This is a genomic window from Microcoleus sp. CAWBG27 (genome assembly GCF_020883145.1).
Classification (GTDB): Bacteria; Cyanobacteriota; Cyanobacteriia; order Cyanobacteriales; family Microcoleaceae; genus Microcoleus.
The window spans coordinates 1-12,048 of record NZ_JAHREU010000014.1 but is presented as its reverse complement, the minus strand read 5'-3'; the positions used below and the strand labels follow the sequence as shown (position 1 = coordinate 12,048).

Below are 12,048 nucleotides of genomic sequence, written 5' to 3'. Positions count from 1 at the left end.
GCACCAGGCGTCAAGCTTTTTACCCAAAAAAAAAGGCGATTTTTTCATTATTTGTGAAAAAAATAATTTGGGGAGGCATGGGAGAAATTGCTAGGGAAACCAACCGCAGATAAACGCAGATTAACACAGATAATTTTCAGCATCGAGATGGAATGAAGAGCAATTGGAGTCTACAGTCTGTTTGCGAGGGAGACGATCGCACTGCACGCCGAAAAATAGGATTCCGAGTGCAGTGGCGAAGCAGAGAATTAGGCAATAACAGCGGCTTTCATCGCCAAAATATTTCAAATCGCGGCACAAAAAAAGGAGTTTTTACCTATTGATTTTGGCTGATTTATGGGGTATATTTTAGATAATGGAAGTGGTAACTTTAATTTAAAAATTGCCACTATTCCCATTATTAAATGATACCTTGTCAAGCACCAGGCGTCAAGCTTTTTACCCAAAAAAAAGGCGATTTTTTCATTATTTGTGAAAAAAATAATTTGGGGAGGCATGGGAGAAATTGCTAGGGAAACCAACCGCAGATAAACGCAGATTAACACAGATAATTTTCAGCATCGAGATGGAATGAAGAGCAATTGGAGTCTACAGTCTGTTTGCGAGGGAGACGATCGCACTGCACGCCGAAAAATAGGATTCCGAGTGCAGTGGCGAAGCAGAGAATTAGGCAATAACAGCGGCTTTCATCGCCAAAATGCGATCGATCGCATCCTCAACAACCTTATCAGGAGTCGAAGCACCCGAAGTCACGCCGACAACAATATTACCTTCAGGCAGCCAATTTTCAGTTACAACCAAATCTCCGCCCAAAGGCTTGTGTTCGATGCGATTTCCCGGTAAAATCCGCTCCGCAGAATCAATGTGATAAGAAGGAAGAGTTTTGTCGATCGCAATTTCCTGCAAGTGAGTAGTATTAGAAGAATTAAAACCCCCAATCACCAACATCAAATCCAACTTTTCCTCAACCAAACCCAACATAGCATCTTGCCGTTCCTGAGTCGCATCGCAGATAGTATTAAAACTCAGAAAATGTTCGTTAAGATTGGACGGCCCAAACTTCCGCATCATCGTCTTTTCAAACAACTTGCCAATATTCTCAGTCTCAGTTTTGAGCATAGTAGTTTGGTTAGCAATCCCGACACTTACCAAATCCACATCCGGGTCAAAACCAGCAGAACAAGCCTTGCTAAACTTAGCAAGAAACTCAGCACGATCGCCTCCGTGCAAGATATAATTGCTGACATATTCAGCTTCCTGCAAATTCAGCACAATCAAATACTTATCAGCAAAAGAACTCGTTGCCACAGTTTCTTCGTGCTTGTACTGACCGTGAATAATCGAAGTATAATCCCTTTTCTTGTGTTTTTCAACAGTATTCCAAACCTTAGAAACCCAAGGACAAGTAGTATCAACAATCTTGCAACCCCTATCGTTCAGCAACTGCATTTCTTGCACGCTCGCTCCAAAAGCAGGTAAGATTACCACATCGCCGCTATCCACCACAGAAAAATCTTTCTGCCCCTTTTCCACAGCAATAAAACCAACTTCCATATCGCGCAAATGCTGGTTCACAGAGGGATTGTGAATAATCTCATTAGTAATCCAAATCCGTTCCGAGGGGAAGTGCTGGCGAGTCTCGTAAGCAATAGCCACAGCGCGTTCAACTCCCCAGCAAAAGCCAAAAGCCTCAGCCAGCCGGATGGTGACAGCGCCGCGTTGCAGCCTGTAATTGTTGTCGCGAATTTGCTGGATCAGGCTGCTTTGATAAGCTGTCTCCATTACATCAGCTACCTCAGCTTCGTGTCCGAAACCCTTGCGGTGGTAGTTTTCAGACTGTTGGAGCGATCGTTTAAAAGCTTTAGTATCCATGCGGTACCGAGTTCAAATCTAGGTTAATTACCTTTGATTTTAGAAGGCCTGGGTGCGATCGGGATTATTTGCTTCAGTAGGGAACAGCGGATATGCTGTTTGTACGATCGATGAAAGGGAAGAAGAAATGAACCGCGAAGACGCAAAGGACGCCAAGGAAGAAGAAAGAAGAATGAGACTATTGGGCGAGCAGGTAGAACAGTTAGCCTATAGAGTGATTGGGGCTGCGATCGAGGTACATCGGTTATTGGGCCCAGGATTTTTAGAATCAGTGTATCAGGAATCCTTAGAAGTGGAATTTGGCCTGCGGGGGATACCTTGTGAGCCTAGAAAGCCAGTAGCAATCAACTACAAAGGTCATCGCGTCGGCGAAGGTCAATTAGACTTTCTAGTAGGCGATATCCTAATTGTCGAACTAAAAGCTGTCGAAAAGCTAGCCCCTATCCACGACGCGCAAGTTATCTCCTATCTAAAAATGACAAAAAAAACCCTAGGCCTGCTCATCAACTTCAACGTTCCCATCCTCAAAGAAGGCATCAAACGAATAATTCTCTCATCTTAACCCTTCTTCCTCTTCTTCCTTCGCGCTCTTTGCGCCTTCGCGGTTCGTTAAAAAAAATTAAAAAAAGCGCCAGCAAAATCCCGATCGCAGTCCGAACCAAGAAGGAATTAACCGCGAAGACGCGAAGGACACGAAGGAAGAGAAAGAAGAATGAGAAAGTTGGGTTATAGATTGATTGGGGTCACGATTGATATCAAACGCATCCTTCTCTCATCTTAACTCTTCTTCCTCCTCTTGCTTCGCGCTCTTCGCGCCTTCGCGGTTCGTTAAAAAAAAGCGTAGAGACGCAGATAAGTGCATCTCTACGCGATAGATATCGATAAAATTAGCCCACCTTTTTCGGCGCAAAAGGAGAATCCGATTCAAAGGAACTGAAACCGCCGGCAAAATCCTCACCGTAAGCTTCTTCCCCGTGCTGGCCGATATCCAAACCTTGATCTTCAGCAGATGATGGCACTCGCAGTTCCATAAACTGTCCCAAAAGTTTCAAAATCACAAAAGTACCGACAGCCGCAAACACGTAAGTGGCTACAACGCCTATAAACTGTGTCACAAGTAGCCCCGGATTTCCGGCAAACAGCCCGTCATTTCCGGCAGCGTTAACCGCTTTAGTCGCAAACACACCTGTCAGAAGAGCACCTACGGTTCCGCCGAGGCCGTGAACCGGGAAGGTATCCAAGGAGTCGTCAAATCCTAGCTTAGCTCGCAAGCTAACGCCAAAGAAGCAGCAAACGGAAGTTATCGAGCCGATTAACAGCGCTCCCACTGGCAGTACGTATCCCGCAGCAGGTGTGATTCCTACCAATCCTGCTAGGAAGCCACTGGCAATTCCGACTGCTGTAGGTTTGCCTCTGAGTACCCATTCGATGATTGTCCAAGTTAAACCGCCGGCTGCGGTTGAAATCATTGTGGTGACAAAAGCCACTGTTGCTAAGGAACCTGAACCCAAAGCGCTACCGCCGTTGAAGCCAAACCAGCCGAACCACAGCAGCCCAATTCCCAGCAAGACGTAGGGTACGTTGTGGGGGGTGTGGGGCTTGTTCAAGTGGTCTTTGCGGGGGCCGATTACCCAAGCTGCGACAACCGCTGATACGCCGGAACTGATGTGTACGACTGTGCCGCCTGCAAAGTCTAATGCTCCCATCGCTCCCAGCCAGCCTCTACCCCAAACCCAGTGGGCTAGAGGAGAGTAGATGAATGTTGACCACAGCAGCACGAACCAGAAATAGGTTTTAAATGTTACCCGTTCGACGATCGCCCCGGAAATCAAGGCGGGAGTGATGATGGCGAACATCATCTGGTAAACCATGAATACTTGGTGCGGTATTGTCGGTGCGTAGCCGATCGGATCTGGTTTGTCGGCTGCGACGTTGTTCAAGAACATCCAGTCGAAGCCGCCGATGAAGGTTTCAAATCCTTTCCCAAAGCCTTCGGAAACTGGAGTGGAAACGTCAAAGGCCAAACTGTAACCCCACAGCGTCCATGTGACGCCGATGAGTCCCATCATGACTAAGCTCATCATCATGGTGTTGAGGACGTTGCGCGATCGCACCAGCCCTCCGTAGAAAAACGCTAGCCCGGGTGTCATTAGCAACACCAGTGCTGATGAGATCAACATCCAGGCTGTATCGCCACTGTCGATCGGATTTGCCGCCACCGCAGCAGCCGCAGGAGCAGCATCAGTAGCATTTTGAGCTAAAGCATTGTTCATCAGCGGCCAGCTTAACAGCCAAAGTGCTAGGATTCCGATCGTGAAACTTTTTTTGATCACGTTACTTTCACCTTCTCTCAAATATAATTAGCAATTTTCTGGAAGACCAAGCCGATTTTAGATGCGAGGATTTTAGATGCAATAGTTAATTTCGTTTTAAGTCCCTGTTGTAGCGGAACAAATCTTTAATAGATAATTCCCCAATCCTCAAGCCTCGGACTTGATATAGCCGGACTCATCTAAATTCGTCAAGTATCAATCCAATACTTTCCGCCTTTTGGATTCCACCATTTGTAACAACTGTTATTCTGTATCGTATTATACTAAATACCAAACATCATATTTCCTTAATCTATCCAAAGGTACTTGACATCACCCGTGGGAGCAGAGTATTGCGAGGAGAGTTGGGGAGGGGAGAGGGGGAGATGGGGGAGAGGGGGAGATGGGGGAGAGGGGGAGATGTAGGTTTTTTGGTAAAAGCCCGATCGCATAAGAGTTTGAGATTTTCGCAAGGCAAAAGCCTACGACTCTTGCACTGTCTGGATTTGCGGGTTTTTGCTACGCAAAAACCTGTACCTGCCAGGAGGGGGAGATGGGGAAAATCTTCCTCCTTGCTTCAATATCTGACTAATGACTAATGACTAATGACAACTGACTAATGACAACTGACTAATGACAACTGACTAATTTTTCAACTGCATTTGACTGAACATTTGCAAGGCCGATCGCCAAACCAGATAACCTCGCTCGTTAAGGTGTAAGCCGTCTGTACTGAGTTGGGTTGGTAAATTGCCGTCAGCATCCGCAAACAGTGGTTGCAAATCCAGATAGGAAGCATTTTCGGAACTAGCAATTTCTTTCAGTCGCCGATTGATTGCGCGAATCCGACTGTTGGGAATCGCTAATAGTCGATCGCGATTTTCCCAGGTAGACTCTTCCCCGCTGTGGGGCAAAATTGACTGCACCACCACTTGTGCTTTCGGGTGCGCCCACCGCAAATCGCGGATTATCTGTCGCTGGTTGTTCAAAATCCCTTCGTCGCTGGCCCCCCGCAATAAATCGTTAATCCCGATCATCACAAACACCGTATCGGGCAGAGTTCGATCGAACAACTGCAATCGCTTCAGCAAACCTACGGAAGTCTCCCCCGAAATCCCTTGATTCAGCCAAATGCGATCGGGCGGTAAGAGCTTCGTGGGAAACCACATACTCAAAGAATCCCCAGCCAAAACACTCAGTTTTGGGGGACGATTTGTCGCGGCAGCCTCAGCTTCCCGCCCCAACTGCGTCACCCACTGCTGGTAAGACCATTTGTGTCGGGGGCCTGCGGGGGGCAAGTCTGCCACTGCCTTTGCAGAGTTTGTCGCCGTCGGAGAGCGAATTAGTTCTTCCGTGCTTTCTGGCGTTAGTGCAGCGCTAGCAGGGAAGCTTTCAGTCAAGTTGTTTCCCCTACCGATTAGTTGAGCGACTGTGACAATTAGTACCGCGTTGGTGAGCAGAGATAGCAAAGCCCAAACCGGAACAGTTTTCGATCGGCTAACTTCCATCCCCAAGAGGGATTTATGAGTTCTACTTCTGCTAACTACTCCAAACTTCTCCATAAACTCAAGCGATTTGCAGGCACCATACTGAAATAATTGGCACTGATTGCTGCATCAATTTTTACCGTTCAATTTTCGCCTCAATTCTTGTAAGAATCAAGCACTGTGATGTGTTGGGCGTGACGGCGATGCAGAACTTTGCTTTTTGGCACTACTCTACCATAAAAAATCTGCCTGCCAAACTTTCTGGCGCAGAAATCAGGCGATTTGAGATTTTCCATTTTTCGATTTTAGATTTTAAATTGGGGAATGATTTACTGCATCACGATTTAGAGCTTTTATACAGTTACATTTTTTCTTTCCTAGCCTGTATGCACCAACTCGGTTTGTTAACGTAAATTGGGCGATTTTAGCAAGCAACCCAGAACGATAAACCGGTTTTAAAAGGTTCAAGAGTGCGATCGGCACTGTATCTGCGGGCGGGGGATTTCAGATTGTGGTTTTTCACAATCAAGCCCTAGATGGACGTACAAATCGCCCATCTAGGGCCAGAAAGCTGAAGAAAGTCGATCGTCCCACGCTTGAGAGTTTGGCTCTAAAGTTTGGTAGTCCTGTCCGCACCCCCCCCAGAATAACTGCCGTAGCTGCTCTCTGTTCTGTTCCCAGAGCTAGTTTCCTTGACAAACCCGGTATAAGCTTCCATCCCGTGTTCGCCGATATCCAAACCTTCAGCTTCCTCAACAGCAGAAACCCGGATACCTAACAAAGCTTTGAGTGCGGCCCAAAAAATTGTACTCAGCAGGACAGTCATGCCCCCTACAGAGATAATGCCAATTAACTGCGGTATTAGCTGATCGAAACCTCCGCCCACAAACAATCCCGCTTTCGGGCCTGCGGTATAAATTCCAGTTCCAGGGCCGTCAGAAAACAAGCCAACGGCTAGAGTTCCCCAGATGCCGCAGACTAAGTGAACTGAAGTTGCGCCTACAGGGTCGTCAATTTTCAAGTTGTCAAAGAAAGTGACGGCAAAAACTACCACGATGCCGGCGATCGTGCCGATAATGGCAGAGTTGGGTATGTTGATGAAAGCGCAGCCAGCCGTAATTCCGACCAAGCCAGCCAAGATGCCGTTGATAATCATCGACAAGTCTGGTTTGCCCAGATACAACCAAGCGGTGATGGTGGCGGCAACTCCCCCGAAGGCTGCTGCGGTGTTGGTAGTGAGCGCAATATGGGCGATCGCATTTGGATCTACAGCCATTGTCGAACCAGGATTGAATCCGAACCAACCCAACCAGAGAATCAAGCAGCCCAGAGTGGCAATACTCATATTGTGTCCGGGCATCGCCACAGTATCGCCGTCGCGGTACTTGCCAATCCGCGGCCCCAAAAATGCCGCTCCCATCAAAGCAGCCCAACCCCCTACAGAGTGAATCGCTGTCGAACCTGAAAAATCCCAGAAACCTGCTTTTTGTAGCCAGCCACCGCCCCAAATCCAGTGTCCGGTAATTGGGTAAGCAATGCCTACTAACAGCAAGCTGAAAATTAAGAAGTCCAGGAATTTAATTCGCTCTGCAACGGCTCCAGAAACGATCGTGGCCGCAGTTCCAGCAAAAACTAATTGGAAAAAGAATTTGGCGTTGAGAGGTACTCCCGCCCAGTTAAGCGAGTCGAAAATGCCTTGATAGGCCTCTCCTGTCGCAGGGCTATTGTCGGCTACATTCCACAGGAAAAATCCGCCGCTTGTACCGACAAAACCGTTGCCGTCGCTGAACATTAAGGCAAAGCCGATCGCCCAATAAGCAATTGTAGACAACGCAAACACGATCAAGTTTTTTGCCAGCACGTTAACGGCATTTTTTTGGCGGCAAAAACCGGTTTCCAACATCCCGAAACCTGCGTTCATAAAGAACACTAGCATCCCAGCCACCATAACCCACATGGTATCCATGCCCACTTTGAGGCTGGCTAATTGTTCCTCGGTGGTTGGTGCGGGCGCAGGGGTTTGGGCTACGGCTGCATATCCCCAGATGCAGACAATGATGGCTGCTAAAGGTATACAGGCTTGCCAACTCGGATTGAGGCGGGCGATCGTCCTTTGTAATTTCTTGAACCTGCTGACTTTTGTCAAAAAGTTAGCAGATGGCAAATTCAAAGACTCCCGCCTGAATTGTTTCGATTTTTTCTTTCCGACAGTGATTTTAATCATTTTCACCCTCTTTACAATTAATCAGCTCAGCAAGATTCCGAAAATTTTCCAATTGTACTACAACAGTTTAGAGATTATTTGTTCATAGTGAGGTATTTCTGATAGCCTAGCTCTTCTAGCTGAGTTTGTTTTTTCATTACAGATTCGGACAAAGTTTTGCGGTAATCCAGGATTCGCTCGAGCAATTGAGGCTGGGAAACTGCTAATATTTGAACTGCCAGCAAGCCAGCATTTTTAGCATTGCCGATCGCCACTGTTGCTACGGGTATGCCGGCTGGCATTTGGACGATCGAGTACAGCGAATCTAGGCCTTGGAGGTGGCGGCTCGCTACTGGTACACCAATTACCGGCAATGGTGTTAAAGATGCTACCATACCCGGAAGGTGCGCCGCTCCCCCAGCACCTGCGATAATTACTTTCAAACCTCGTTGGTGCGCGGTTTGAGCATATTCCACCATCCGTTCGGGGGTACGGTGGGCGGAGACAATTGCTACGGAGCAAGGTACGTGGAATTCTTCGCAAACTGCGATCGCTTCAGACATGGTAGGCAAATCAGAATCGCTGCCCATGATAATTCCAACTGTCGGTTGACTCATGCAATTTTCAGATGTGAGATTTCAGATTAATGGTAATTTTAAGTTATGGCGTTAACTAAAAGATCTCTTGCAGAAATACAACGCACCCCACCCCAACCCTCAGAGCGAGTAAGGGGAGGGGGTAAGATTATTCTTGTTTCCCCCCTTAATAAGGGGGGACTTGCGGGGGGTAAATTTGACGAGAGCAAGAGTTCTAAAATTTAGATATTTTGTAGCCCAACTCATGCTCGAAAGCAATTTGGTGACAAGCCAAGAGTGCAGAAAGCAAAAATCTCCACATCCTCATCACGAGCCCGCAGATTTATCGAGGCGAGCAAATCTAAAATCTAAAATCTAAAATCTAAAATCTAAAATCGGATGACTGAAGCCACAACCCCAACTGCCGCCCCTACAGATATTCTCAATGCTCGCCTGCCCGGTTGCAAGGATTTGCAGATGCTTGCTGTTGACAACACGGGCATCATTCAAGAAGTTTGTTCGATGGACAAAGTATTTAAACGAATTGCTCCTCCCAATTTGCAAGTGATCGACGCTGCGGGTGATTGGGTTTCTCTGGGCGGTGTTGACTTGCAGATTAACGGAGCACTCGGTTTAGCTTTCCCAGATTTAGAAAGCAAGGATGTTGAAGTTTTATCTAAAATTTGTCAATTTTTATGGTATCAGGGAGTTGATGCTTTTTTGCCGACTTTGGTGACAACTTCCCTCGATAAGTTTAGGCGATCGCTCTCCACGATAGCTGATTATATGCGGACTGCAAAAACCGCTGCTCCCGCCACCAATAAATCCCAAAGTGCCGAAATAATCGGCGTTCACCTCGAAGGCCCTTTTCTCAACCCCCAGAAGCGAGGAGCTCACCCAGTTGAGTTTTTACTACCACTAACGATAGAAAATGTCAAGTTAGTTTTAGGAGATTGTGCCGATATTGTCAAAATAATTACTTTAGCGCCGGAGTTAGACAGCACTGGTGAAGTCATTCCCTATTTGCAAAGTTTGGGAATTGCCGTCAGTCTGGGACACTCCCAAGCGACGGCAGAGCAAGCAGAGCAAGCATTTGCCCAAGGAGCTTCAATGGTAACTCACGCTTTTAATGCGATGCCGAGTTTGCATCATCGAGAACCGGGTTTGTTAGGGGCGGCGATCGTTTATCCGGGCGTAAAATGCGGTTTAATTGCTGACGGCAAGCACGTTTCTCCGACAATGATTGATTTTTTGCTGCGTGCTGGCAGATACGACACAGGCGTTTTTTTGGTAAGCGATGCTTTGGCTCCTTTGGGTTTGCCTGACGGTGTTTATCCTTGGGATTCCCGACAAATGGAAGTCAGAAAAGGTACAGCATGGGTAAGATTGGATTACCATTCGCCGCTGGAATCTGCTACTTTGGCAGGTACAACTCTGCCGCTGTTGGCGGGAGTGCAGAATTTGGTAAGGTGGGGGATTTGCGACGCAGAAAGTGCGATCGCCCTTGCTACTGATTCTCCCAGAAAGGCGATCGGGCTTTCGGGAATTATCGGCAAACCGGCAACTCAATTGTTGCGCTGGAATTTCAATGCAGCGACAAAAGAATTGATTTGGCATCGGTTTTTTTAAGGAAGAAGGAAGAAGGAAGAAGGAAGAAGGAGGAAAAATAATGCAACTTTTTTAAGTTACCTATGCCCTATGCCCTATGCCCTATGCCCTATGCCCTATGCCCTATGCCCTATGCCCTATGCCCTATGACAGTAAAGGATTTATAAGCAATTAACTGGACTTGATATAATTCGGTGTTCTCGGCAAGTTCGATCGTAAATATTATTTAATTCCACAGCCAAGCAAATCTCACCCCGCAGCCATAGCGGTACAACTGGAAGCGTGGAACCCACAGCTAAGTTTTCCTGCCAAATATCTAGACATTGGTTGCCGTCTCGCTCGATCGGGCGATAAGCTGTAGCATAGAGCTCGGCGTCGAAGGGCGAAGCAATTCCTCCCACCAGACGGGCTAACAATTCATTGTGAAGATTTGCCTTCCTAACAGTCACGACATCAACTATTACCAACCCAATTCCCTGTCGCAAATACGTCTCGCACTTAGACACAAAAGCACAGCGATGACTAGAACGATCTTTGTTAGCAGGACTTACTAATTCAATTGCACCTGCTAAAACCGGGCCACCTTCTGTGTTAAAAATATTGACTTGTACAGATTCCGCCACAGGTATAAAAGGTATGCTTTGTGCTGGGGGCGACATCCAATTGTTTGGTAAATCTATTGGCAAATTAATTACCGTCTCTGGACAATCAAAGTCCGGTAGATGTTCCTCAAAAGCTGCTACATCAATTTCAATTTCAAACTGCACGTTGGGTTCGGCAAAGTAACCTTCGGGTAATTTGGCATTCAAGTCAGATGCAATATAAGTCGCCCAAGCATTGTAAAAGGCGTGCCAGTGACGGCGCGCTGACAGCGGCGGGCGGAAATGATCTTGTAGCACCATATTTTTTAAAGTTAGCGCTAATTAAAATTATAATGTCTAATCGTTGGCAATAACTCAGCAGCAGGCAGAAAGATGAATTTGGTAAATGACAAGGATATTGTCAAACAGTATTTTAACTCCACGGGCTTCGATCGCTGGCAACGAATTTACGGCGACGGTAAAGTCAATAAAGTTCAGCTAGACATCCGCACCGGGCACCAGAAAACTGTAGATACAGTGCTCGGCTGGCTGCAAGCTGACGGTAATTTGCGCGGGCTCTCAGTCTGCGATGCCGGCTGCGGTGTGGGATCTCTGAGCATTCCCCTAGCTGAGGCTGGGGCGATTGTTTGCGCTAGCGATATCTCTGACAAGATGGTAGCAGAAGCCTACGATCGATCGACAGCCGTTCCCGGCAAGCAGTACAACATCTCCTTCGCAGCCCAAGATTTGGAAGCTTTGACGGGCAAATTTCACACTGTAATTTGTCTGGACGTGCTGATCCACTATCCTCAAAGTAAGGCTGCGGAAATGATCGCTCACCTAAGTTCGATCGCCCAATCGCGACTAATTCTCAGTTTTGCCCCCAAAACTTTAGCACTTACCGCGCTCAAAAAATTTGGCGAACTTTTCCCCGGGCCGAGCAAAACTACCCGCGCCTACCAGCACCGAGAAGCTGATATTATCAAAATCCTCGAAAGCAACGGTTTTGCGATTAACAGAACAGCCATGAATAGCACCAGCTTTTACTATTCTCGTTTGCTGGAAGCTGTTCGGAAATAGGTTAAAAAAAATCGGCTAAAAAGCTAATTTAGCATAAACGTAGGGTTTGCAGTAGGTTGTTGCGCTTGGGCGCTTTTTAATGAAAGAGCGCCCAAGCGCAACAACTTACCTACAGGAGCGATCCATTTTCTGGGATTGATTTGCTAATTTTTCCTTGATAGGGAAACCGCAGATAACGCAGATGATTTCAATATAGTTTGTGAATGTTAGAGTCGATAGGGGCATTACTACCCCTACCTCTCCTTCAAAACCGGACGTGAAACTTTCGCCTCATCCGGCTCCTTGATATCTTCATCCTTTGTTAAGGACACAAATTCAAAACGGGTGTTA

10 protein-coding genes are annotated in these 12,048 nt (G+C 47.0%); 4 read left to right on the top strand and 6 right to left on the bottom strand.

Going from position 1 to position 12,048, the window contains the following annotated elements; translation table 11 throughout:
* The first annotated feature begins 152 nt into the window (after positions 1 to 152).
* On the top strand, positions 153 to 323 hold the full coding sequence (locus QZ938_RS10590; RefSeq protein ID WP_293363264.1) for a hypothetical protein: 171 nt from the start codon (positions 153 to 155) through the stop codon (positions 321 to 323).
* A 343-nt stretch (positions 324 to 666) separates the two neighbouring features.
* Here QZ938_RS10590 and QZ938_RS10585 read toward each other — a convergent pair whose 3' ends face one another.
* Positions 667 to 1,872, bottom strand: a complete 1,206-nt coding sequence (locus QZ938_RS10585; protein ID WP_293351372.1) for a 4-hydroxy-3-methylbut-2-enyl diphosphate reductase — start codon at positions 1,870 to 1,872, stop codon at positions 667 to 669.
* Between the two features lie 52 nt (positions 1,873 to 1,924).
* Between QZ938_RS10585 and QZ938_RS10580 the strand changes: the two genes are divergently transcribed.
* The gene (locus tag QZ938_RS10580) at positions 1,925 to 2,434 is read left to right on the top strand and encodes a GxxExxY protein (protein ID WP_293144878.1); all 510 of its coding nucleotides are present in this window, start codon (positions 1,925 to 1,927) and stop codon (positions 2,432 to 2,434) included.
* Between the two features lie 325 nt (positions 2,435 to 2,759).
* Here the strand turns inward: QZ938_RS10580 and QZ938_RS10575 are convergent, their stop codons facing one another.
* From QZ938_RS10575 to purE, 4 genes are all read right to left on the bottom strand, one after another.
* Positions 2,760 to 4,205, bottom strand: coding sequence for an ammonium transporter (locus tag QZ938_RS10575; protein WP_293144875.1), 1,446 nt, complete (start codon positions 4,203 to 4,205; stop codon positions 2,760 to 2,762).
* Between the two features lie 623 nt (positions 4,206 to 4,828).
* Positions 4,829 to 5,746: an SGNH/GDSL hydrolase family protein gene (locus QZ938_RS10570; protein ID WP_293351374.1), complete on the bottom strand. Its 918-nt coding sequence runs from the start codon at positions 5,744 to 5,746 to the stop codon at positions 4,829 to 4,831.
* A gap of 535 nt (positions 5,747 to 6,281) precedes the next feature.
* On the bottom strand, positions 6,282 to 7,895 hold the full coding sequence (locus QZ938_RS10565; protein WP_293351376.1) for an ammonium transporter: 1,614 nt from the start codon (positions 7,893 to 7,895) through the stop codon (positions 6,282 to 6,284).
* 74 nt (positions 7,896 to 7,969) lie between these two features.
* Entirely contained in the window at positions 7,970 to 8,491 is a 522-nt protein-coding gene (gene purE, locus QZ938_RS10560) for a 5-(carboxyamino)imidazole ribonucleotide mutase (RefSeq protein ID WP_293351378.1), read from the bottom strand.
* A 357-nt stretch (positions 8,492 to 8,848) separates the two neighbouring features.
* On the opposite strand from purE, the gene nagA reads away from it, so the two are divergent.
* A complete protein-coding gene (gene nagA / locus QZ938_RS10555) occupies positions 8,849 to 10,078 on the top strand; it encodes an N-acetylglucosamine-6-phosphate deacetylase (RefSeq protein WP_293351380.1) in 1,230 nt (409 codons plus the stop codon).
* Positions 10,079 to 10,218: 140 nt separating this feature from the next.
* Here the strand turns inward: nagA and QZ938_RS10550 are convergent, their stop codons facing one another.
* Positions 10,219 to 10,959 (bottom strand): DUF4058 family protein, encoded by a 741-nt coding sequence (locus tag QZ938_RS10550; RefSeq protein ID WP_293351382.1) that lies wholly within the window; start codon positions 10,957 to 10,959, stop codon positions 10,219 to 10,221.
* 72 nt (positions 10,960 to 11,031) lie between these two features.
* Here QZ938_RS10550 and bchM point away from each other — a divergent pair, with 72 nt between their 5' ends.
* Entirely contained in the window at positions 11,032 to 11,718 is a 687-nt protein-coding gene (gene bchM, locus QZ938_RS10545) for a magnesium protoporphyrin IX methyltransferase (protein WP_293351384.1), read from the top strand.
* Positions 11,719 to 12,048 lie beyond the last annotated feature (330 nt).

Bases quoted from the DNA above. Each gene is read 5' to 3' on its own strand.
- QZ938_RS10590 (WP_293363264.1), top strand. From the start codon at position 153: ATGAAGAGCAATTGGAGTCTACAGTCTGTTTGCGAGGGAGACGATCGC.
- QZ938_RS10585 (WP_293351372.1), bottom strand. From the start codon at position 1,872: ATGGATACTAAAGCTTTTAAACGATCGCTCCAACAGTCTGAAAACTAC.
- QZ938_RS10570 (WP_293351374.1), bottom strand. From the start codon at position 5,746: ATGGAGAAGTTTGGAGTAGTTAGCAGAAGTAGAACTCATAAATCCCTC.
- QZ938_RS10565 (WP_293351376.1), bottom strand. From the start codon at position 7,895: ATGATTAAAATCACTGTCGGAAAGAAAAAATCGAAACAATTCAGGCGG.
- purE (WP_293351378.1), bottom strand. From the start codon at position 8,491: ATGAGTCAACCGACAGTTGGAATTATCATGGGCAGCGATTCTGATTTG.
- nagA (WP_293351380.1), top strand. From the start codon at position 8,849: ATGACTGAAGCCACAACCCCAACTGCCGCCCCTACAGATATTCTCAAT.
- QZ938_RS10550 (WP_293351382.1), bottom strand. From the start codon at position 10,959: ATGGTGCTACAAGATCATTTCCGCCCGCCGCTGTCAGCGCGCCGTCAC.
- bchM (WP_293351384.1), top strand. From the start codon at position 11,032: ATGAATTTGGTAAATGACAAGGATATTGTCAAACAGTATTTTAACTCC.